The following is a 22,807-nucleotide window of genomic DNA, read 5'->3' as shown; positions in this document are numbered from 1 at the left end:
ATTCTTACAAAAGGAGGAAATGAATGGCATCCCGTATTAAAGACAATATGCCGCTTTTTGTGATGAGCGGTATCCTGCTGATTTATGGTCTGATAGCAATGACCGGGGCATTACTGCCTACTATGAAATATCTGCATACCCATAAGACCATGGATTTTCAGGTGACGATGTGTTTTATCGTTGCTGCCTTCGGCTTTCTGGGAGCGTTGATAAACACATTTCGTGAGCCTGGAAATACCCTGTTTGACAGGTTCTTTCTTCAGATCGTCGGTGGTATTATTCTTATGCTGGTACTGGCCATGGTTATTCGCTGGTATCTTGAACCGATGGTAAAGATCTGGACCAAGGCGCTGGCGCCGGTGATTGGTTTTAATGCCTATAAAATTCTCAACCTGAATTATGTTGTTCTCGGGTTGCTGGTTGGTGTTTTCGTCACCAATACCATTGGTATCCCGAAATTTGCTGCTCCGGGAGTTAAGTGTGCGAGGTTTGTCCTGAAAATGGGTGTCATTATGCTGGGCGCGCGGTACAGTTTTGCTGAACTTGCGAAACTGGGGATCTACAGTATCTGGTTGATCGGTATTTTTGTCCTTGGCACGGTTTTTCTTGTTCTCTGGCTTGGGAAGATTTTCAATCAACCTAAAACAATGACCGGAGTACTCTCTGCCGGCATGGGTGTCTGCGGTGTTTCGGCCACTGTTGCTGTTGCCCCCGTGGTCAAGGCAAAGAGTGAGGAGATGGCCTATACCATCGGAACCATACTTTCCTTTGGCATTCTCTGCATGTTTATATTTCCCACTGTGGGCAAAATGGTTGGTATGAATCCCGTTCAGTTTGGAGCCTGGGCCGGTACGGGAATCCTTAATTCTGCTCAGGTGGCTGCAGCTGCTCTTGCTTTCGATGCTGTTGATATCAAAACCCTGAAAGTTGCAGAGATATTCAATATTACACGGGTTCTCTTTCTGCCCATCATTGTACTGGTTTTAGCCACATGGTTTGGGAAAGAGAGTGGCCAGAAGCTGAGTTTCAAGACAGTTGTCATTGACAAGTTTCCCATTTTTATTCTTGGTTTTCTCCTGCTCTTTTTCATGTCATCCATGGGGCTTTTTTCTCCACCACAGCATTATAAAGGCAAATTCATTGATGTCAGCTATAACGACAGGAGCCAGATTACGGAGGATGAATGGAATGTTCTTGACAAGGCTCTGGCATCCGGAACTGTTACCGGACTGTCAGCCTCCCAGATGGAAGCGGTTGAAAATCTGCATAAACAGCGTCAGATCGCCGGAAATTTTGATGATCGTGGTGATAAAAAGGTTTTTGACAAGACCGGTCAGGCAAGAATGGTACAGCTGGAATCCATTCTGGCAGCCGCCAAGGCAAAAAAACTGTCTCTGGATAAAAATGTGACCAGTGTTATAAAACATGCTGTCAAGCAGGTTCATAAAAAATCAAAAACAGTTTCAACCCTCACGGACTGCATGATCTGGTTTTTCGCCTTTGGCCTGATAGGACTCGGCATGCAGATTACGAAGAAGGCTATTTTTCAGGCCGGTGGCTGGCCGCTGGTGATTGGCGGTATATCAGGAATCATGAAGGCGACGCTGTCGTTTTTTGTTGTTCTCTGGCTCGTAAAAGATGTTGTTCTGCATTGATGAGGAGATGAAAAATGAGTGAAAAAATAAAAGATGATGAAAATGTTGAGGAGCTGGAGGAGCGGGCACTTTCCGTATTCAACAGTGAGCGGGCGGAAGATTTAACTGCTCTCATATTCTGCCTTATAACCACCTTTGTGGTTTTGGTTTTCACAAAATGGATGTGAGCCGGAAAGGGTACAGGTAGTCATTCCCAATGAAAATGGCGGTGGTTTCCATGGAGGAACCATCGCTTTCTTATCACAGGGCCATGGAGAAGAAAATGTTCAAAAAAATACTGCTCTGCACACACGGCAGTCCCGGAGCAAGGAAAGCTGAGAACCTGGTTTTTGAAAAAATGGTTGATTATTTAAGCCTGGAAAGAATCGTGGTGCTGACCGTGATTGACAGTGACTGGAGTAAAATGTCATCCGATGACTGGCTGAATACCTCGACCACCAGAACGCGTTTCAAGGATTATGTCCAGGAACAGCTCAGTCGTGAAATTGAAGAGGACTGGAACCGTTTGAAAAAAGAACATCCCCTGGCGGAAAAAGTCAGGTTTATGAAAATTGTCGGTCCCATTGAAGAAACAATCTGTGAAGTTGCCGAAAAAACGGGTTGTGATATTATTGTAATGGGTCCGTTCCGTAAAAAGCCCCGGCGGCTGACTTCTCTTGTGATGGAAAAAGGGCTTGCCGATACCATTTCCAACAGGAAGCTCCATCCTCTTCTTCCCTGTCCTGTTTTAATTGCACCATGAGGGCGCCAATTTCCGCTGCTATGTCTGTTGATTGACGATTATATGAAAAAAGAATATGACTTATATCTGCCGTTCAATGGCAGGTCCGGGGCTGAACTTCTGCAAAAGGTTTCTGCGGAACAATTCTTCAGATTGAATCCCCACTGGAATATCAAACAGTTCTCTTTGAAACAAAGGGCATTCTCTCTGGAGGGCGAGGATCATGGAAGCGGCACTCCTTTTGTGTTTTCAGGAACATTTGTTTCGGACAATACAATTGTAATCGAGATCACCGACCATTACTGGCACAGGATTATTATTTCAGGGAAGGGTTCTACAGTTTCGGCTCAGGTTTTTTATTCCCGTGAGCCATCTGAGGATGAGGAGAGACATGTCGTTCTCTGGTTGCGAAGTATAAAGGAGTATTTGCGGCTGTACCTGAAAACCAATCCGGTTACGCTCCTTTTCCGGACTATTATGGATCGGATTATTTTGAAGATGAATCCTTCCCAGCGAAAAATTTCCCTGATGATCATTCGTATTACAATTGTTGAGCTGTTTGTTATTCTCCTCATTATTGTCGGCTATGTCTTTTTTATGAAGTAATCCTCTGCATTTTTTTCTTTCATTTGGTGTATTATGAACGCCATGGAAAACAGACGACAGAAAAGGCAATCCGGTATCCAGACGAAATTCCTGCTGGGTCTTGGGGCCATTCTTGTGTTTTTTTCCGGTCTTGCCTCCATTACGATTTATTTTCAGCAAAAGGAAATACTGGAAGATGAGGCTTACCAGAAGGCTGCTCTGATCATGACTGCCATGGATGCCAGTCGCAGTTATGTCCGGGAAGTTCTGCGCCCCAGGATGTACAGTGTGATCGGGGCCGATGAGTTTATTCTCGAGGCCATGTCTTCCTCCTATATCAGTCGGGCCATTATGGAAAGAGTCAATATGGAGGTGGATGATTTTACCTACCGGCGGGTATCCATCAATGCCAGAAATCCCGACTATGAGGCCAATCCGATTGAGAGGGAAATGATCACCTATTTTGCAGAAAACCCCCATGTTGATGAATGGCAGAAGATTATTGAGAATGAATCGGGGCAAAGGGTATTTATGCGGTTCCAGCCTGTTGTTTTCAAGAAAACCTGCCTCCATTGCCATGGCAAGCCTGAGGACGCCCCCGAAAAATTACTCAGGATTTATGGCGGCAACGGCGGGTTTCACAGAAAGGAGGGGGAGGTCGCCGGAGTGATCAGTGTGGGGTTGCCTGTGGATATTAACCTTCTGAAGATTAAGGAGATTGCCTTTATCGTTTTTTCCGGGGTTATTCCCTCTATTATTTTTCTCTATGCCATCATCAGTCTTTTTTTCAACCGCCTGATTGCCCAGAATCTCCGCCTGTTGCTTAATGTTTTCCGGACAAGTCTCAGGGATGAGAAGGGACTGGCATTGTTGGAAAAATCCCAGACCCTTGACGAGATTGAGGAATTGACAGAGACAGCTCAAACTATTGTGGATCACCTTGAAAAGAGCAGGCAGACAGTGGAACAGTATGCCGCACAGATTCTGAGGTCCAAAGAGCTGCTGCAATCCGTATTCGATGGTATAACCGATCCTGTGGTTCTCCTGAGCCGGAAATCGGGCAGGATCAAGATAGTCAACCGGGCTTTCCTGCAACGATATGGCCTTGAAATGGATGCTGTGCTGGGACGTAATATCTCTGATCTGGCTCTACAGGCTGTCTGTCCCCTGGCCCGATGCACTGAACTGCTGCATGGACTTGCCGATAAGCCAGTCAGCCGGGAGGTACAGATTGAGAGTGGAGAGATATTTCTAATTTATTTTTATCCGGTAACCGATGAATCAAGAGCCGTAAAAAGTATAGTCTGTTATGTCAAGGATATTACGGAGCAGAAAAAACTCGAGTTGAAAATACAACAGACGGAAAAACTGGTTTCCATGGGCCAGCTGGCGGCAGGTGTCGCCCATGAAATTAATAATCCTCTTGGGGTTATTCTTTGTCATATTGACTTGTTAAAGGATGATGAACTTTCTCCTGAATCCCGTGCGGATCTTGAAATTATAGAAAAACATGCCGGGAATTGCAGAAATATTATCTCCGATCTGCTCCGGTTTGCCCGCCATACCAAACCGGCCCTCGCCCTTGCCTCAATCAATGAGCTCGTTCTGGAAGTGGTGTCAATGTCACTGAACCAGCTTGAACTGCAGTCCATCCGTGTGGAAACGGATCTTGATGACGGGGTTCCGGCAATGGAACTCGATATTGACAGGTTCAAGCAGGTTATTCTCAATCTGCTGCTGAACAGTGCCCAGGCTATTGAAAAAGAGGGTAGAATCATCATTTCAACAGGATATGATGAGCAGACTGGAGAAGTAGTGATTATTGTGGCTGATAACGGCTGCGGGATTCCCCCGGAGCTGTACGATAAAATTTTCGATCCGTTTTTTACCACTAAGGCCCCGGGTAAGGGAACCGGCCTCGGGCTTTCTGTGAGTTATGGGATCATTCATGATCACGGGGGGGAAATTCGGGTTGAGAGTAGTGGTGAAATGACCAGGTTTATTATTACCCTGCCTGTACCTGGGATGTCCCTGAATCGGTGAGTGCTACCGGGAGAGTCTGGATGAGTGATGTAAAGATCCTCATTGTGGATGATGAATATGATATGCGGACCGGTCTGCAGCGGGTTCTGGCTCGCAAAATGCCGGAAATTGAAACGGTGATATGCGGGAATGCTGAAGAGGCACTGCACGTGGTTCGGGATATCACCTTTGACCTGGCACTGCTGGATATCAAGATGGAGGGCAAGAGCGGCCTTGAACTGCTGGTTGAGTTGCAGGAGTGCGACCCGTGGATGACCGTAATTATGATGACCGGATACGGGTCCATTGAAATGGCAGTTGAAGCCATTAAGGCGGGGGCTTATGATTTCATTTCAAAACCTTTTGAAAATCAGTTGCTCTGCCGTGTGGTTCAGAAAGGACTTGAGCGGAACTGGCTCATCAGGGAAAATTATGCTCTCAGGCAGAAAGTTAAGCAGGTGTCGGCAGACAATGGTTTTGTCGGTTCTTCTCCGGTGATGCGGGATTTTCTCTATAAGCTTGAGATAATAGCAAAATCAAATTATACGACCCTTGTTCGGGGTGAATCCGGTACCGGCAAAGAGCTCACTGCAAGGGCCATACATACGATCAGTGAAAGGTGTGAAGGACCTCTTGTGATGGTGAACTGTCCCGCGATTCCTGAAAATCTTCTTGAAAGCGAATTGTTCGGTCACACAAAGGGTGCCTTTACCGACGCCCATCAGTCCAAAAAAGGGCTGTTTGCCGAAGCAGACGGGGGAACTATCTGCCTGGACGAGGTGGGAGATCTGCCCCTGTCCATCCAGTCAAAACTGTTGAGGGTTCTTCAGGAGCAGGAGATCAGACCTCTTGGGGATTCCATGGAACAGAAAATAGATGTGCGTATTCTGGCTCTGACTAACCTGGATCTGGAGGAGATGATAGCGGAAAAACGTTTCAGGGAGGACCTGTTTTACCGCTTGAACGTGGTTACACTCAATACTCCGTCCCTGAGAAACATGAGGGAGGATATTCCGGAACTCATCCATCATTTTACGGCCAGGGTCTGTGACGAACTGCAGATTACGCCAAAGACGTTCTGCCAGCGGGCCGTGTCGGCTCTGGTTGGTCGGGACTGGCCCGGCAATGTCCGGGAGCTGCAGAATGTTGTAAGGCGTATTGTCATGTTCTGTCCCGGCCAGGTTATTCAACTGGAAGACCTCAATTTCGTTGAAAACCCCCCCCAGCCTTTTCGTGACAGTACGGATTTGTCGCCATTTGCCTACGCAATAGAGGATATGACCTATAAGCAGGCTAAACAGGGATTGGTCGATTCCTTCACTACCCGCTATATTGCGTCTATTCTTAAAAAAACCGGAGGAAACGTCACGAAGAGTGCTGAAATTTCCGGGCTGTCCCGGGGGGCACTTCAGAAAATCATGAAAAGACTGGACATTAAAGCCTCCGGTTATCGTGCTGAAGACCTCGAACGAAAAATCTGATTTTTCAAAATACCCTGACAAATTAAATAGATATTTACCGAATGTTTACTGGTATATTTATTAATAATAATTTATACTGCAACCGGTGTGGTGATCTTCTCTGAGACCTGTTTTTAAGGTGCCTTCCGGAGACGCGAGGTTCAATGGCGCTAACGTATAATATGCTTCTCATATCATTGATTGTGAAGCGGGTAAGCGAGCCTGCGAGAGCCTGGATTTTCTGAAATGCTGGATTCAGGTTTTGTTTTCTTCCGTATATTCAATCTGATAAGGTTCTCTTTCTTCAGTCGAATCTGAATTAAAACGTAATCGTGTTTTATTTGTCAATGCTGATATATAACTATCGGTAATTATAAAAGAATAATTTGTAATGGAGGTTGTTGTGAAACTGAAACTGTTTATAATCATATCTGTCATGCTGTTCTTGCTGCCGGCCGGTGGTTCTCAAGCTGCCATGACTTTAAAAGTAATCGGCAGAAGCCCTTTTTATCAGCCGCCGCTGACATCGGTGGAAGAATTGAGATCAATGGTTCAAACCAGGGCTGCTGATGTTAGGGACGGCTTTAACCTGACTTCACAGGGGAGCCTCTATTCCGCCTTTATGGAGCAGATTATGACTGTTCCCATAAAAAAGGCGGAATTTTCCCGGGGGACAAAACTTGACTGGATGCTTTTCAAAAAGAAGGGCAAAGGCCGGGTTCGTGTAGTCAGGGATGTGACCTGGGGTGGCGAAAAACCGTTTCCGGGCTATACTTTTTTCATAGATAACAAAGGCAGACGTTATACCTTTGTGGTTCCGGCCGGATGTGGGAATATAGCCCTCGCCGGGACTGCTCTTCTGCCGAAAACTGCTGCCGTTGTATCTGAACCACCGGAGCGGAAAGTAGAGCCGCCGGTTAATCAGGCTCCCCGTTGTACCATGACGGTTGCACCGGTCAAAGCCTTCTGTGGACAGCGTATCAGAATTGATGCCACCGATTCAGAGGACAAGGATGGAACAATTGAGAGAATGGAGATTACGTTTACAGATGAGCAGGGGACTGTTGTGAGCAGGCAGACCCTCAATGGCCTCCAGGGGGATGCGCTTGTTCCCTGTGGCGTGAATACTCTCCATGCAACACTCTTCGATGACAAAACCAGCCAATCAGCAACCGATCAGTGTAATGTCACCGTAACCGGAATCAGCAGGTTTGGTTTTCTGGCTGACGCTGGGTATTTCAGACAATATGATCCTGCCAATCATCTCTTTGCGCGGGTGGGATTGGAATACAGGATCACTGAAGATTTTTCTCTGCTTGGTATGGTCGGTGGTGCACCCCATATCCACGGCCTTGACGGAAAAAGTGCTGTTTTAGTTGATGGTCTTGGTGAATATCACTGGTCGAATTATTTCGTTAATCTCGGTGTGGGGGGCTGGCTCACGGATGGTGACAGTGATAACGATGCGGAGAACAGCCAGCTGGATCTTATTGCCTCAGCCGGAGCCAGAGTATATGGTGAGCCTGACGCATTCAATGCATCTCTTTTTATAGAGGTCCGGTCCGGTGTTGATGAGATTGGAGATTTGATAGACTATGGTCGTTTTGGTTTCGGAGTCAGGTTCCGGTTTTAAAAGAGGTTAAAAACCGAAAAATATTTTTTGGCTGTCCGGCGGATACAGCTTTTCCTTTAAGAAAAGCTGTATCCGTTTTTTTTTGATAATTTTTTAAAAAAAGAGAGGTTGGATACAAAAAAATATTGAAAAATTAAATTCATTCTGCAGGCCCTGGAAAATCAGGGTATCCAGGGAATAGACACTATATGTTGTAGAATGAACTTGAGCACTGTATAAATGTAGTGTATATACGTTTGGGAATGATTCATGATTTTGGTGTATTTCCACCTGATGGTATTAAATTTAACGTAATTACTATAAGGCACCCTGACATTGATTCTTCAAGGCCCTGAATCGGATTGGTCCTCATGATTTCCGGGTTGATATACGTCATACTGTGCCGGTTATAATGTAAGAGGATTTTTATGACACCTGATATGAAGAAACAAGTTTTAACAAGTACCGCGGAAACTGTGCTGGCAAGACGGTATTATTTAAAAGATTCCAGCGGGAAATGTGTTGAGACATGGGAGACTCTTGCCCGTCGGGTGGCCGACAGTGTAGCCGCAGTTGATAAGGATGCCGAATACCATGAGCAGTTGAGGGAGAATTTCTTTGATATGATATATCATATGGATTTTCTGCCTAATTCTCCCTGTCTGATGAATGCCGGAACCGATATCGGTCAGCTTTCCGCCTGTTTTGTCTTGCCGATTGAGGATTCCATGGATGGAATATTCACCGCAATTCGCAATGGTGCGCTGGTGCATAAAACCGGTGGGGGAACAGGCTACTCCTTTTCCCGGCTGCGGTCCAAAAATGCTTCTGTCCAATCCACTCAGGGTGTAGCTTCGGGTCCTCTTTCCTTTGCCGCTGTTTTTGATGCAGCAACGGAAACAATTAAACAGGGAGGTAAGAGGCGTGGGGCCAATATGGGGGTACTGCGTATTGATCATCCGGATATTATGGATTTTATTTCCGCCAAGGAAGATCAGAGCAAATTCAATAACTTCAACTTCAGTGTTGCTGTAACTGATATTTTTATGCAGGCTCTGGAGGATGATGACGAGTATGACCTCATTGAACCATCCAGCGGGAAAGTGGTTCGACAACTCAATGCGCGAGTTGTTTTTGATAAAATTATTGATCTTGCCTACCATAATGGTGAACCTGGTGTTCTTTTTATCGACACGGCAAACAGGGACAACAGTACACCACAGCTTGGAGATTTTGAGGCGACCAACCCATGCGGGGAACAGTGGCTGCTTCCATATGAGAGCTGTAATCTCGGGTCCGTGAATCTGGCAGGATTTGTCAGGGATGGCGGGATTGATTTTGATCGGTTAAGAAAAGTGGTAGAAAATGCAACTGTTTTCCTCGACAATGTCATTGATTGCAATCGCTTTCCCATTCCTGAAATAAAAGAAATGACCATGCAGACCAGGAAGATCGGGCTGGGTATCATGGGTCTTCATGACCTGCTGATTCAACTTGCGATTCCGTATGGCAGTGAAGAGGGTCGACGGGTTTCCGGGGAGTTGATGCGGTTTATCCGCGATGTGGCGGAAGAGCGTTCCATTCGACTGGCTGAAGAGAAAGGGCCTTTTCCTGCTTATGACGGTTCGGTGAATGCTTACCCACCCAGGCGTAACGCTGCATTGACATCGATTCAGCCTACGGGTACGGTTTCCATGATTGCCGACTGTGCATCGGGGTGTGAACCTTATTTCTCAATTGTTATGGTCAAACATGTGATGGATGATGATCGCCTGATCATGGTCAATAAGCATTTTGAGGAAGTTGCGAGAAAAGAGGGTTTTTACTCGGAAGAACTGATGAGTAAGGTCGCCGATTCCGGCACAGTCATGGGTCACGATGAGATACCCGAAAAATGGCAGGCTGTGTTCTGTACAGCTCAGGATATAGCCCCTGAAGATCATATTAGGATGCAGAGTGTTTTACAGAAAAGCGGTGTTGATTCTTCGATTTCCAAAACAATTAATCTGCCGTCTGATGCCACAAGGGATGATGTCGAGTTTGCCTATCTGACCGGATATCGGCTTGGCTGCAAAGGACTGACTGTATACAGGGACGGTTCACGGGATTCCCAGGTCCTCAATACCAAGGCGTCTTCGGAAGAGGAAAACATGGCCATGGTATCCGAACACGGTCCCACCAAACGGATTCTGCCGGATACTCTGGATGCCAAACGGTACCGGGTAAAGGATCAGCACCAGAAATCGGTTTATATCATTGTCTGTTTTGATGAAAATGAGAAACCCATGGAGGTTTTTGCAAAATTCCCCTTTGATAACCGTGTTGATCTGAAAGATAAATCCACCATGTGGACGACCACCTGCCGGCTGGTCTCTCTGGCCCTGCGTTTTAATGTTCCCATGGATGAGATTATCAAACAGCTGGACCGTTCCAGTGGACATATGCTTGATCTTCCCGCCCAGTTGAGTAAACTGTTCAAATCGTTTATGGCCGGGACACAGAAAGGGTTTGCTTCCACCTGTCCGGAATGCACCGGGACTCTTCGTTTTGAGGAGGGATGCGAGACATGCCATGACTGTGGCTACAGTAAATGCTCATAATTTGTGAATGCAGGATTTACGGCAGTTAAAAAAGATTGATGGAATAAAAAAATAATTGCTCACAGGCACCCCAGCTTTTCTCGGTCTCTTTTATCCGCATAGGTAGGCTATGCTATAGCAAAGAAAAGAGGTTGTAAAAATCTGTGGAACCTGCGAGCAATTACAACTCAGAGGTAATAAATTCATAGAGTTGCTACCCCGGTGAGGAATTACATAAAAATGGCAAAAATCGGCAGGAATGAAAAGTGTCCATGTCGCAGCGGAAAAAAATATAAACATTGCTGCGCCCGGAAAGAGAGAATTGCGCAACCCCAGACATCTTCTGAGAAACAGTTAAAAGTTACTCTGATGGACGGAGTAAAAGAGATCCAGCTACAGGCCGTGCTCAAACATAAGACGGAAAGGGAGCTGGGAGTTTTTTTCTTCTATTCAACGGTACAAGGTGATGCCTGGCTCCTGGAAATGACCGATTGTGACTGTGTTCAGGTAGCAGCCGCTGGAAAAGCTCTGGAGCCGCCTATAGATGAAAACTCGGAAACAATCGAAATTAACTGGAGTCATACGTTTTCTTTTCGTGACAGGCAGCTTGAACTGACAGCTTACAGGGACAGGAGTGTGCAGATTCTGGCGGATGCCCCCAGCCACGGGATACGGGCTGCGATTCGCAGGATACGGAAAAAATTCTCCAGGGAGCAACTCAGCAAAGTCCATCTGCCGACTCCTCAATCCAGTTGAAATTATAAAGTTCAGAGGTAATAAGATCACATAATTGCTACCCCTGTGAGAAGTTACTTGAAATATTTATCAGCTGAGCAGTTACGATGAAGGTAAGTGGCGCAGACACAGTTCGCATGGTTCCCGCGTTGATCGTCATGGGAACCATTTTTTTTCTTTCGCATCAACCGGGTGATACCTTGTATATGCCGCCCCTTCCCTGGTTTGACAAAATCGCCCATCTTGCCATATATGCGCTGTTGGCAATTTCCGTTCTCTATGGTTTTTTCCCTTTGTTGAAAGAGAAAAAGTTCCCGGCAGTAACACTTTCGGTCGTGATTTTCTGTGTGTTCTATGGAATCAGTGATGAGTTTCACCAGTCTTTCATTCCGGGACGTTTTGTCAGTATCGGTGATGTCGCGGCTGATGGGGCGGGGGCGTTACTGGCCTGCTGCGGCTGGTTTTTATGGCAGACTTTTCTTCGACGGTAGGGGCAAGTACTGCCACCTGAAGCCGTAATGTAACTGTTTCAGGGGAATAAAATCATAGAGTTGCTACCCCTGTGAAGTTACGCTTCAGGTGGTTCAAGGTGATTTGCCGGTAAGGGTTACTGCTTCAGCATTTTTGCCATATCTTTGGCAAAATAAGTGATAATAATATCCGCTCCGGCCCTCCTGATGGACAGCAGTGTTTCCGCCATGACCCGGTCACCGTCAATCCATCCTTTTTCGGCAGCGGCCTTGATCATGGCGTATTCCCCGCTGACATGATAGGCCGCAACGGGCAGGTCAAATTCTTCTTTCAGTTTTGCAATAATATCCAGATAGGCCACGGCCGGTTTAACCATGAGAATATCAGCCCCTTCATCCACATCAAGGGTTGCTTCCCGCAGGGCCTCTCTGCTGTTTGCGGGATCCATCTGGTAACTGCGGCGGTCTCCGAACTGGGGAGTGCAGTCTGCCGCTTCCCGAAACGGTCCATAAAACGCGGAGGCATATTTAACCGCGTAGGACATGATGGGAACCGATTCAAAATTATTTTCATCCAGTGCGCCCCTGATTTCGGCAATACGTCCATCCATCATATCCGAGGGTGCAACCATGTCAGCTCCGGCCCGAACATGGGAGAGGGCTGTTTTGGCGAGTATTTCCAGGGTGGCGTCATTGTCAACATCCTGATTGATGATACAGCCGCAATGCCCATGATCAGTATATTCGCAGAGACAGACATCAGTAATGACAAGAATCTCAGGCACCTTATTCTTCAGTTCCCTGATGGCACTCTGGATAATACCGTCTTTCTGGTGTGCTCCACTCCCCATGGCGTCTTTTTTTTCGGGCAGGCCGAAGAGGATTACGCTGTTGATCCCCAGGGCCAGGCATTCTTCGGCCTCATTTTTCAACTGGTCAATCGTGACCCTGTATACCCCCGGCATGGAGACAATCTCTTCTTTTCTGTTTTTACCAGGCATAATAAAGAGAGGATAAACAAGTTGTGCCGCAGATAATCTTGTCTCCCTGATAAGGGCACGGAAACTGCTGTTTTTTCGGAGTCGTCTCGGTCTGTATTCTGGAAAAAGCATATTGATTCCTTGTGGGTTTAATAAGTTTTTGTCTGGCTTCTGTGACCAATTTACATCGAGCCGGTTGGTTATTACATACTCACTGATTCAGGTGAATGGGTGAAAAAGAGGTTCACCACCATTAGATAGTGCCTGTCCATAGTTGGTCTTTTTGTCCGATATCTGCGTTGCCCGAAAAATTTTATCCTCGGAGGTAAGCGTAAACTCCGGTATCAATTATATGCCTGCGGTAAAATTTTCCGTGCGCCTTGATCTCGAACAAAAATCCTCATTTCTGGACAGACATTAGATAATATACTGATTTCAGTAATTATTTCCTCTCGTTTTATTGTGTTCTTTCGATACATTTCTTTTTGATTTTCCATCTCTTGACAAGAAAAATACCTCTACTTATTGTTGGCACAGGTTATATACGGGAATAAACCGGAAAATGCTGTCAACAGTGGTATTTCCGGGATTGGAGACAAGTTTTGTTCAGAGAGGAGGAAGCAGTGAGTAAAGATAAAAACGATACACTCCAGGGAAGGGTTGAGGTCACGGATGAGGATCTGTCGCCACCTGCAAAGGAACAGGAGGCGGGAGAAAATGAGACTCATCCGGAAGAGGAGAATGGTCGGGATCTGGAAAAAGAACTCGCTGATGCCCTCAGGGAGATTGAAGAGCTTCGGGACAGGATGTTGCGTGCTGCCGCTGAAAATGAGAATTTCAAGAAACGGATGGAGCGGGAGCGCGTTTCCAGCCTGAAGTATGCCGGAGAACAGATTTTCAGGGAGATGCTGCCGGTGGTCGATAATCTGGAGAGGGCCGTTGAACAGAGCAGTATCGAAGGAAACAGTCCTGAACAGCGGTTGGAATCTCTTGTGGAGGGAGTGAAACTTACGCTCAAGAGTCTGGTGGCGACCCTGGAAAAATTTGAAGTGAAACCAATAGAAAGTGTTGGCGAACCTTTTGATCCGAAACATCAGGATGCCCTGACCATGGAGGCCAGTGATACGGTTCCTGCCAACCATGTGGTCAGTGAATTTGAAAAGGGATACTATTATAAGGATCGACTGTTACGGGCGGCAAAGGTGATAGTTTCTTCCGGAGAAAAGAAAGCCGATTCATAGGGTGTATCATCTCGAAAAAGAATATCCAATCCCTTGACAAATAAGGGAAGATGAACACTTTAGAAGAGGTTGCCACTATCACGGATAGAGCAATTAATAATTTTTGAGGAGTCAAGGGCGGACAGGAAACCGTCCGGAATGATTTAAGGAGAGAAAAGATGGGTAAAATTATCGGAATTGACCTGGGAACCACAAATTCCTGCGTTGCAATTATGGAAGGTGGAGACCCGAAGGTGATCGCCAATGTGGAAGGCAACAGAACAACACCATCGGTTGTTGCATTCGCCGATAATGACGAACGCCTGGTGGGACAGGTTGCCAAGCGTCAGGCTGTAACCAATCCACTGCGTACGTTATATGCAATCAAACGGTTGATTGGGCGGAAGTTCACTGATGCAGAGGTGAAAAAGTCCATAGAGGTCAGCCCGTTCAAGATAGTTGAAGGAACTAATGGCAGTGTGTCCGTTGAGGTAGAAGGAAAGATCTATCGGCCAGCGGAAATTTCAGCCATGATCCTCGCAAAAATGAAGCAGACTGCCGAGGAATATCTCGGTGAAGAGGTGACCGATGCGGTGGTTACCGTGCCGGCCTATTTTAATGATTCACAGCGTCAGGCCACAAAAGATGCCGGTAAGATTGCAGGCTTGAATGTCCAGAGGATTATCAACGAGCCCACGGCAGCCTCACTGGCCTACGGTCTTGACAAGAAGGGTGAGGAAAAGATCGCTGTTTTTGATCTCGGTGGGGGGACTTTTGATGTCTCCATTCTTGAAATCGGTGACGGTGTATTTGAGGTGAAGTCCACCAATGGAGATACTTTTCTTGGTGGTGAAGATTTTGACATGAGGATTGTCAACTGGCTGGCCGATGAATTCAAGCGTGAACAGGGGATTGATCTCAAGGCTGATAAAATGGCCCTTCAGCGCCTGAAGGAAGAGGCGGAAAAGGCCAAGATGGAGCTGTCCACCACCAAGGAAACCGACATTAATCTGCCCTTTATTACAGCCGATGCCTCAGGTCCCAAGCATCTTAATCTGAAGCTCAGCCGGGCAAAACTGGAAAGTCTGGTGGAAGATCTCATTGAACGGACCAAGGGCCCATGCATGACCGCGTTGAAGGATGCCGGTCTCTCCGCGTCCGATATTGATGAAGTTATCCTTGTCGGAGGAATGACCCGTATGCCGAAAGTTCAGGAGATGGTCAAGGAAATCTTCGGCAAAGAGCCCCATAAGGGTGTGAATCCGGATGAGGTTGTGGCCATTGGTGCGGCCATTCAGGGCGGAGTTCTTCAGGGCGATGTGAAAGATGTACTGTTGCTCGATGTTACACCTCTTTCACTGGGTATTGAGACCCTGGGCGGGGTGACTACAAAGCTGATTGAGAAGAACACGACTGTGCCGACCAAGAAGAGTCAGATTTTTTCAACCGCGGCAGACAATCAGCCGGCAGTGTCCATCCATGTTCTCCAGGGAGAGCGGGAGATGGCCCAGGATAACAAGACCATAGGTCGTTTTGAGTTGACTGATATTCCGCCTGCTCCGAGAGGAGTGCCTCAGATCGAGGTGACTTTTGATCTTGATGCGAATGGTATTCTCAGTGTGTCTGCCAAGGATATGGGCACAGGCAAGGAGCAGTCCATCAAGATCACCGCTTCTTCAGGTCTGACAGATGAAGAGATCGAAAAAATGACACGGGACGCAGAGCTCCACGCGGAAGAAGATAAGAAGCGGAAGGAGTTGGTTGAGGCTCGAAATTCAGCCGATGCCCTGGTTCATGCCACTGAAAAGAGCCTGAAGGATCTTGGTGACAAGGTGGATGAGGAAACCAGGAAAAACGTGGAGAAGGAAATCGAAAATGTGAAGTCGGTTATGCAGGGTGATGATACTGCAGCGATTAAAGCGGCAATAGAAGCTCTGACCACTGCTTCCCATAAACTGGCGGAACTCATGTATGCCCAGGCATCCCAGGAGACTCCCGATGGTGCTGCCGGCGCGGCTGGTGCTGCCGGTGCCGGGGCTGGCCCGAAAAAGGATGATGGTGATGATGATGTGGTTGATGCCGACTATGAAGAAGTAAAATAAAGGTAATTTCTCACAGGGGTCACAGATTGTTGCAGGCTCTTCTTCGTGTTTACTTGCCGTCTATGCGGACAAAAAACACCGCTAAACGCTGGGGTGTCTGTGAGCAATTACAAATATAGGCGTTTTTCAGCCAACGTAATCGGCACGGTTCTACCGGGGAGTGGAGAAAATTTTTTCTCCACTCCCCTTTTTTTTGTTTTTGCAGTATGCTGTTTTTCGCTTTCAGAGGTGCCATGTAACTGACCACAAGGTTTTTAACGTCGTGGTTTTATAAATTAAAAAAATTATCCAGTTCTATTGTTATGAAAATCCTATCCGGAATACAGCCTTCGGGCCAGCTTCATATCGGTAATTATTTTGGCATGATGGAGACCATGATTTCCCGTATGGAGGAATCTGAGCTCTATGTCTTTCTCGTTGACCTGCACGCCCTGACCTCAGTCCATGACCGCGAGCGCCTGGCCAGGGGGACACTGGAGGCGGCTGCGGATTTTCTGGCCCTGGGGCTTGATCCCGATAAATGTATTTTCTGGGTCCAGTCCGATGTGCCGGAGGTGTGTGAATTGACGTGGGTCCTTTCAACCCTTGCCCCCATGGGCCTGATTGAGCGGTGTCATTCCTATAAGGATAAGGTGGCGAAAGGGATTGTGCCCAGTCACGGCCTGTTTTCTTATCCCGTACTGATGGCGGCTGATATTCTGCTTTACCAGGCCGAGCAGGTTCCCGTGGGTAAGGATCAGAAGCAGCATCTCGAAGTGGCAAGGGACCTTGCCCAGAAATTTAATAATGAATTTGGTGAAACCTTTGTTATTCCCGAGCCCGCTATCAGTGAGCAGACTGCAACGGTTCCAGGGCTTGACGGTCAGAAGATGTCCAAATCCTATGGCAATACTATCCCCATTTTCCTGGAAGGTAAACAATTGAAAAAAAGGGTCATGTCCATTGAAACCGACGCAACGCCGGTGGATGACCCCAAAGATCCTGATAACTGCAATCTTTATAAGATTATGGAGTTGTTTGCCTCTCCTGAAAGAATGAAGGAGATCCATGATCTGTACGTTAATGGCGGGGCTGCATACGGTTATCTGAAACTTGAACTGCTTGACCTGTTGAATGATAAATTCGGTGAGGCACGCAGGAAAAAGGCCGAATTTCTGAATGATCCCGAAACGCTGCGTTCCATTCTTGCAAAAGGTGCTGAGAAGGCGCGGGAAAAAGCGGCGGTGACCCTTGACCTGGTGCGTGACAGGATCGGCTTGAACTATTGAGAGGAAGGTGAAAAATGGCATATGGTATCAGCAGGGAAGAGGCCCTGGAGCTTGTTTGCAGCCGGATCAGCAACCGGAACATGATCAATCATTGCCTGGCGTCGGAGGCGGTTTTGCGGGCCATGGCGGAACGGCTCGGAGAAGACAGGGAAAAATGGGGACTGGCCGGACTGCTCCATGATCTTGACGCGGAAAGTCAGCCGGATCTTGCAACCCATACAACAGAAACAGTTGAGATTTTGAAAAAAAGAGGTGTTGATGGGGAGATAGTTGAGGCAATACGACTGCATAACCTGGAAGCACATCCGGGAGAAGAGAGAACAACTGTTTTCCAGCATGCTCTTGCGGCAGGAGAGACTATCACGGGTCTGGTGGTAGCCACGGCCCTGGTCTATCCGGATAAAAAACTTGCCTCTGTTAAACCGAAATCGGTAAAAAAACGAATAAAAGAAAAAGCGTTTGCCCGCGGGGCCAATCGCGAGATTATCGCGGAGTGTGAAGAAGCTGGAATTCCATTGCCTGAATTCTGTGAACTGAGCTTGAAAGCTCTCCAGCGGATAGCCGGAGAGCTCGGGTTGTAGATTACTGGAAGTTCACCAGCTCAACATCGAATACCATGGTGGCGTTTGGGGGGATCGGTCCACGGCCGCTTGCACCGTAGCCAAGTTCGGCAGGAATGATAAGCACGCGTTTCTCACCCTTTTTCATGGTGAGAAGCGCTTCTTCCCAACCCTTGATGACCTGACCTTTTCCAACGGGAAAATCAATGGGCTGCCCACGGTCATAGGAGCTGTCAAATTTCTTGCCGTTCAGCAGTTTACCTGTATAGTGGACGGTCACTACCTGGCCGGGTTTCGGTGTTGCGTCACCTTCGCCCTCTTTTACAACGACATATTTGAGTCCCGAAGATGTAGTAACAGCGTCTGGCCACTGTTCATCAATCTGTCGGGCTGCTTCTTCCATTGCCGCCAGCTCTTTTTCACGGCTTCTCTCTTCAATTCCTGCCAGGAGGGAGTCAAAGGCCTTCTGGTCACTTTGAAAACCTTTCGCTTCTTTCCCGATCCGGATGATTTCCACGGAATTGATAATATCACCACCCTCAATTTTATTGACCACATCCTGTCCGGCAACCACGTGACCGAATACCGTGTGCTTTCCGTCAAGCCAGGGGGTTGCCACATGGGTGATGAAAAACTGACTGCCATTCGTGCCCGGTCCGGAATTGGCCATGGAGAGAATGCCGGGACCGGAGTGTTTCAGGCTCGGATCTATTTCGTCGGGAAAAGTATAACCCGGTCCGCCGGTTCCTGTTCCCAGGGGACAGCCGCCCTGGATCATAAAATTGGGGATGACCCTGTGAAAGGTGAGTCCATCATAAAACCTGTCACCCTTGGCTTTGGCTCCTCCGCCAAGATCCTTGGTTCCTTCGGCAAGACCCACGAAGTTTGCAACAGTCAGGGGAGTTTTCTTGAATTCAAGTGCGCAGATGATTTCACCTTTGCTGGTATCAAACTTGGCGTACAGGCCGTCTTTCAGTTTTGATTTAGCCATTCCTGGTTCTCCAGATAGAGTTAAGAGTAAAAAAGTAAGTACAAGTGTCAACGAAGCGGTAATTCTATACATCACGTCTCCTTTGGAAAAAGAGTTTTTTCATTTGCTGGAAAAGCGGTGATCTTACCCCCGAACAGCGATCTTTTCAATGGTAATTGATCACACAGGCACCCCAGCTTTTTACGGTCTCTTTTGTCCGCAGAGGCAGGCTATAGCGAGTGCCTGCCCATAAATGGTCTTTTTTTCCCATATCTGTGTTGCCTGAAAAATTTTATCCTCGGAGGTAAGCGTAGACTCCGATATCAATTATATGCCTGCGGTAAAATTTTCCGTGCGCCTTCATTTCGAACAAAAGAGCCTGCAAAACAATCTGTGGCACCTGTGAATAATTATACTTCAGAGGTCATAAAATCATAGAGTTACTATCCCTGTGGCCAATTATTCTCAATGGAGTAACCGGGTTTTCTGCAATATTTGTTTCATGGGTGATTTGCCATTGTTTCGGCTGGAAGTGTGAGTTCAACCTTAAAAAGCAGCTCCTGTTTCTTTCCGTTAACATCTCTGGATATTTTTACAGGGATAGTATCCCCGTTTTCAGTATTAATCATTGCAATACGTACATCACTCATTTCCGAGACTGGGAAATGATTGATTTCAAGGATCACATCATTTGCCTGGAGTCCGGCTTTTCCAGCATTTCCGTGGGGGCTTATTCCGGTGATTTTCATAAACGATTGTCCTTCTTCTTTAACTGTCTCCAGGATAATGCCGATCCTTGGATTTTCAGGCAGTTCCGGGGCCGTGGAAAGAAAGAAATAGTCAGCAATTGTCCTAAGGTTGCTGGAAGGAGCGGAACTGTAGATATTCAGCAGTGATGCCTGGGAAACATTAATTCGTCTCTTGACTCTGGGGGGGATTCCTGAGTCTTTTCTGGTATGTTGTGTTCCGGCCAGAACCACCAGTTTTTTCCCGGGATTTTTATGCAGCCAGTTCGAAATGTTTTCAGCCATGGTTTCGTCCCACAGTCCCTGTGCCTGGATAAAACCGCTGATACTCCCCCGACTGCCGGTCTGGTCATGGAGAGTGTGCACCCTGTTCAGGCGGGTATAATATCCTTCCATATCGAGGTCTCTGTTTTCGGGCAGTTTTTCCATAACTTTCTGATCCAGACCGTCTGTGTTGCCAGACCTGAAGACCTTCGTGACAATATCTCTTTTCAGGTTCAAACCAAGTACAGGAAGCTTGTTTTTTCTTGCAAACTCGATAATATCTCTGAAAAATCGGTAATCGTAACGCCAGACCTTGAAATATTCTGATTGCTTGAGGAAGGTACGCTCGTCGTCGTGGACCCTGTTGACGATATAGTCATCCAGTGGTTGTTGATTGTCTGCCGGGAACATTTCCATACCAATGGCAAGATTCGGATCTCTGGCAAAAAGCGCTTCGATAACACGGAGCTGGAGGAGATGGTCACTGTTGGCGGTATGGGTTTCCCCTATATAGATAACTCTTACGCTGTCCAGTTGTTCAATAATCCTTTCAAAGGGTGTAAGAGCTGTTGTTTCGCCGCCTTCAGGCAGAGATTCCATTACGGTTTTTATACCCATTTGACCGTAATTGATATGTTTTTCCACTATTTTACCACGGTGGAAACGGAGAAAGGAGTATTTGCCGTAATGGTTCAGGCGTCCTGCCACTTTTTCAGTTGTTTCCCGTGAAGGGGAGGAAAGCAGCATTGCGGCAAAGTGTTGATCCAGGGGATTGAATCTGGCATCGAGGGTAAAATCATCTGTAAAATGGCCGGGAGAGCCGAAAAGTGAACGTGCGGCTTTCTGGTCTGTGCCGAGGAAAAGAAGGTCATTTTTAGCCAGTTCCCTGTTGGTAACCTCCGAGGACAGCTTTACCTTACTGTCCCGGAAAGCTGCAAACGACAGGAGCGGGGCGTAGATGGATCTTTCTCGTTCCGAACCCAGGATCACCAGTTTTTTTTCGCTCCCGAGAAACCTGGACCAGGTGCTGTACTTTTCCTCCGGGACAAGTTCCCGCATAAAGGAGTATTCCGGGTCGATTGTAAATTCCAGGGGACGATAGTTGAGGGGGATTTCAATCCGGTTTTCTTTCTGGCTGATAAAAAAACTCGATACATCTGTTCCCGCAGTACCCCTGACATGGACAGGCACCAGGAGCGAAAATGGTTTTTCGCTGTGTTGAACAAGGGAAAAGACCAGGGTCGGAGCACCGTTCTTATAAATGATTCGACTGTTTTTAACGGAGAGGGAGGGAATCTCAGGTCTTTTTAGCCGTTCCCGGAAAAATGTCTCGAGCCTGATACCGGATATGGTCTCAAAGGCATCCTGCAGGTCAGACCAGGATGCTTTCCGCCATCTGTTTTTTTTGTAAAATATTTGAATTGCATGAAAAAAAATATCGTCCCCTGTTTTTTCCCGCAGTTCATGGAACAGCATGGCCGCACGGCCATACCCTACAGCCCGCAAGGCTTTTTCACTGCTTTCGCCATGGTTTGCGGAAATGAACCGGTCAAGAGAGATTGCATTTTTATTATTGACATAGCTGAGATAGTTGGTGATCATTTCCTTTCTGTCTTGTGTTCCCTCACCATTTTCTTCCCTGAACGCATGGTCGGACAGGTAGGCGGTAAGCCCTTCACACCAGTTTCCTTCCATGTAGTTTACTTCCACGCTGTTGCCAAACCAGGAGTGGAGAATTTCATGGCCTAGAGAGGTGTTTTTTATAAAGGGAAGTCGGAGAACTGCCTGGCCTATAAGGGTGAATCCAGGGAAACCGAAACCGGAGGGAAACCGGTTGGCAACGATGACATACTGGTTGTAAGGAAAAGGGCCGATTTCTTTTTCGTATCGTTTCAGGTAGGCCGCACCCTTTTTCAGGTAACTGTCGGCCAGTTGTCTGTCTTCCGGGAAAAAGAGTGTATGGATGAAGAAACCTTTTTTCACTTCATACTGTTTATGTACGTAAGGTCCGGCAGTAAAATGGAGAGAGGACAGGGGGTGTGAAAAACTTGTACGGACTGTTTTTTTATTCATCACCAGGGGGAAGGAGTCTGATTCGCAGATGGAGGTGAATCCGGGAGGGAGCGATGCGTTCAGGGAAAACAGCACAGGTCTGCCCAGGGTTGGATGCCAGTTTCTCAGAAGTGTTATTCCATCGGGGCCAATCCTGTTTTCCCGGCTGTTGCTGACAGTTTTCGTATATGAAATATACAGGGTACGTTTTCTGCTGGTTGCCGGGATAGGTACTGTTTTTCCACGAAAAACAAGTGTCTGTTCATGACCCTGGTCATCCTTGAGAAGGCTGCCGGTGATTTTTATGCCCTCCAGGTAAAGGGTGTGGGGTTCGTCTGGCGCAAGGATAATTTTTGCCGTTCCCGACACTTCATGTTTTTCCAGATCAAAAGAGAGTGACAGAGTGTAATCCGGGATCACTGTTTCCTGTTGCGCTGCCATTATGGAGGAGGGCAGGGAGAGTAGAAAGATCGGCAGCAGGCTGTAAAGAGTGGTTGCGAAGAGTGTTTTCATCTGAATTATTCCTTTTAACATACAAGACTCAACTGTTTTTCACGATGGAGTTTGCATATTTGATTCTTGATTGCCCATGAAACTCAGCCGACTTGTGGATGTGCCTGTTTTATCAGGCTGAGTTTTGTACGTAATCAGCGTTCTACCTGGGCATTGCCGGGTCAAATTAAAAATAACTTTTGTTATTTAGAAGAATTTGATTTGTAATTGATCAAATATTCCTGATATTGTAGTACCTGAATCGGTAATGGTAAAGTAATTGCCCGCAAATACCCCAGTTTTTCACGGTCTCT

General features: G+C 47.0%; 17 protein-coding genes. 14 read left to right on the top strand and 3 right to left on the bottom strand.

Translation table 11 applies throughout. From position 1 onward, the window contains the following. Positions 1-23 precede the first annotated feature (23 nt). From ACXLDX_RS01305 to ACXLDX_RS01260, 10 genes are all read left to right on the top strand, one after another. Positions 24-1,655, top strand: coding sequence for a YeiH family protein (locus ACXLDX_RS01305; protein ID WP_457575383.1), 1,632 nt, complete (start codon positions 24-26; stop codon positions 1,653-1,655). A gap of 14 nt (positions 1,656-1,669) precedes the next feature. Further along, a complete protein-coding gene (locus ACXLDX_RS01300; RefSeq protein WP_457575382.1) occupies positions 1,670-1,822 on the top strand; it encodes a hypothetical protein in 153 nt (50 codons plus the stop codon). Positions 1,823-1,851: 29 nt separating this feature from the next. Further along, positions 1,852-2,397, top strand: a complete 546-nt coding sequence (locus ACXLDX_RS01295; RefSeq protein WP_457575381.1) for a universal stress protein — start codon at positions 1,852-1,854, stop codon at positions 2,395-2,397. Positions 2,398-2,439: 42 nt separating this feature from the next. Then, positions 2,440-2,982, top strand: a complete 543-nt coding sequence (locus ACXLDX_RS01290; RefSeq protein WP_457575380.1) for a hypothetical protein — start codon at positions 2,440-2,442, stop codon at positions 2,980-2,982. Positions 2,983-3,015: 33 nt separating this feature from the next. Continuing rightward, complete coding sequence (locus ACXLDX_RS01285) at positions 3,016-5,004, top strand: c-type heme family protein (RefSeq protein ID WP_457575379.1); 1,989 nt, start codon at positions 3,016-3,018, stop codon at positions 5,002-5,004. Between the two features lie 20 nt (positions 5,005-5,024). Next, positions 5,025-6,464, top strand: coding sequence for a sigma-54-dependent transcriptional regulator (locus tag ACXLDX_RS01280; protein ID WP_457575378.1), 1,440 nt, complete (start codon positions 5,025-5,027; stop codon positions 6,462-6,464). A 382-nt stretch (positions 6,465-6,846) separates the two neighbouring features. Next, entirely contained in the window at positions 6,847-8,076 is a 1,230-nt protein-coding gene (locus ACXLDX_RS01275; RefSeq protein WP_457575377.1) for a hypothetical protein, read from the top strand. Between the two features lie 407 nt (positions 8,077-8,483). Then, positions 8,484-10,655 carry an adenosylcobalamin-dependent ribonucleoside-diphosphate reductase gene (locus ACXLDX_RS01270; RefSeq protein WP_457575376.1) on the top strand — a complete coding sequence of 724 codons (2,172 nt, stop codon included), beginning with the start codon at positions 8,484-8,486 and terminating at the stop codon, positions 10,653-10,655. Positions 10,656-10,874: 219 nt separating this feature from the next. Next, positions 10,875-11,390, top strand: coding sequence for an SEC-C metal-binding domain-containing protein (locus tag ACXLDX_RS01265; protein WP_457575375.1), 516 nt, complete (start codon positions 10,875-10,877; stop codon positions 11,388-11,390). An 86-nt stretch (positions 11,391-11,476) separates the two neighbouring features. After that, positions 11,477-11,860, top strand: coding sequence for a VanZ family protein (locus tag ACXLDX_RS01260; RefSeq protein WP_457575374.1), 384 nt, complete (start codon positions 11,477-11,479; stop codon positions 11,858-11,860). A 116-nt stretch (positions 11,861-11,976) separates the two neighbouring features. On the opposite strand, the gene hemB is transcribed toward ACXLDX_RS01260, so the two are convergent. After that, positions 11,977-12,951: a porphobilinogen synthase gene (gene hemB, locus ACXLDX_RS01255; protein WP_457575373.1), complete on the bottom strand. Its 975-nt coding sequence runs from the start codon at positions 12,949-12,951 to the stop codon at positions 11,977-11,979. 491 nt (positions 12,952-13,442) lie between these two features. On the opposite strand from hemB, the gene ACXLDX_RS01250 reads away from it, so the two are divergent. The 4 genes from ACXLDX_RS01250 to ACXLDX_RS01235 all read left to right on the top strand — a co-directional run bounded on the left by ACXLDX_RS01250 (position 13,443) and on the right by ACXLDX_RS01235 (position 17,990). Then, positions 13,443-14,060, top strand: a complete 618-nt coding sequence (locus ACXLDX_RS01250) for a nucleotide exchange factor GrpE (protein ID WP_457575372.1) — start codon at positions 13,443-13,445, stop codon at positions 14,058-14,060. A gap of 158 nt (positions 14,061-14,218) precedes the next feature. Then, positions 14,219-16,141, top strand: a complete 1,923-nt coding sequence (gene dnaK / locus ACXLDX_RS01245; protein ID WP_457575371.1) for a molecular chaperone DnaK — start codon at positions 14,219-14,221, stop codon at positions 16,139-16,141. Between the two features lie 302 nt (positions 16,142-16,443). Next, positions 16,444-17,409 carry a tryptophan--tRNA ligase gene (gene trpS / locus ACXLDX_RS01240; RefSeq protein WP_457575370.1) on the top strand — a complete coding sequence of 322 codons (966 nt, stop codon included), beginning with the start codon at positions 16,444-16,446 and terminating at the stop codon, positions 17,407-17,409. Positions 17,410-17,423: 14 nt separating this feature from the next. Further along, positions 17,424-17,990 (top strand): HDIG domain-containing metalloprotein, encoded by a 567-nt coding sequence (locus ACXLDX_RS01235; protein WP_457575369.1) that lies wholly within the window; start codon positions 17,424-17,426, stop codon positions 17,988-17,990. Between the two features lies 1 nt (position 17,991). On the opposite strand, the gene ACXLDX_RS01230 is transcribed toward ACXLDX_RS01235, so the two are convergent. Both ACXLDX_RS01230 and ACXLDX_RS01225 read right to left on the bottom strand, forming a co-directional pair. Continuing rightward, positions 17,992-18,960 (bottom strand): peptidylprolyl isomerase, encoded by a 969-nt coding sequence (locus tag ACXLDX_RS01230; protein WP_457575368.1) that lies wholly within the window; start codon positions 18,958-18,960, stop codon positions 17,992-17,994. Between the two features lie 479 nt (positions 18,961-19,439). Next, positions 19,440-22,514: a ChaN family lipoprotein gene (locus ACXLDX_RS01225; RefSeq protein WP_457575367.1), complete on the bottom strand. Its 3,075-nt coding sequence runs from the start codon at positions 22,512-22,514 to the stop codon at positions 19,440-19,442. Between the last annotated feature and the right edge of the window lie 293 nt (positions 22,515-22,807).

This window comes from Desulfomarina sp., assembly GCF_054039375.1.
The sequence above is the reverse complement of the archived record's forward strand: the minus strand, read 5'-3'. Positions and strand labels throughout refer to the sequence as shown.

Coding starts and splice junctions, on each gene's coding strand:
- ACXLDX_RS01235 (WP_457575369.1), top strand. CDS start 17,424: ATGGCATATGGTATCAGCAGGGAAGAGGCCCTGGAGCTTGTTTGCAGC.
- ACXLDX_RS01300 (WP_457575382.1), top strand. CDS start 1,670: ATGAGTGAAAAAATAAAAGATGATGAAAATGTTGAGGAGCTGGAGGAG.
- ACXLDX_RS01230 (WP_457575368.1), bottom strand. CDS start 18,960: ATGGCTAAATCAAAACTGAAAGACGGCCTGTACGCCAAGTTTGATACC.
- hemB (WP_457575373.1), bottom strand. CDS start 12,951: ATGCTTTTTCCAGAATACAGACCGAGACGACTCCGAAAAAACAGCAGT.
- ACXLDX_RS01290 (WP_457575380.1), top strand. CDS start 2,440: ATGAAAAAAGAATATGACTTATATCTGCCGTTCAATGGCAGGTCCGGG.
- ACXLDX_RS01280 (WP_457575378.1), top strand. CDS start 5,025: ATGAGTGATGTAAAGATCCTCATTGTGGATGATGAATATGATATGCGG.
- ACXLDX_RS01260 (WP_457575374.1), top strand. CDS start 11,477: ATGAAGGTAAGTGGCGCAGACACAGTTCGCATGGTTCCCGCGTTGATC.
- ACXLDX_RS01225 (WP_457575367.1), bottom strand. CDS start 22,514: ATGAAAACACTCTTCGCAACCACTCTTTACAGCCTGCTGCCGATCTTT.
- ACXLDX_RS01265 (WP_457575375.1), top strand. CDS start 10,875: ATGGCAAAAATCGGCAGGAATGAAAAGTGTCCATGTCGCAGCGGAAAA.
- ACXLDX_RS01270 (WP_457575376.1), top strand. CDS start 8,484: ATGACACCTGATATGAAGAAACAAGTTTTAACAAGTACCGCGGAAACT.
- trpS (WP_457575370.1), top strand. CDS start 16,444: ATGAAAATCCTATCCGGAATACAGCCTTCGGGCCAGCTTCATATCGGT.
- dnaK (WP_457575371.1), top strand. CDS start 14,219: ATGGGTAAAATTATCGGAATTGACCTGGGAACCACAAATTCCTGCGTT.
- ACXLDX_RS01305 (WP_457575383.1), top strand. CDS start 24: ATGGCATCCCGTATTAAAGACAATATGCCGCTTTTTGTGATGAGCGGT.
- ACXLDX_RS01295 (WP_457575381.1), top strand. CDS start 1,852: ATGAAAATGGCGGTGGTTTCCATGGAGGAACCATCGCTTTCTTATCAC.
- ACXLDX_RS01285 (WP_457575379.1), top strand. CDS start 3,016: ATGAACGCCATGGAAAACAGACGACAGAAAAGGCAATCCGGTATCCAG.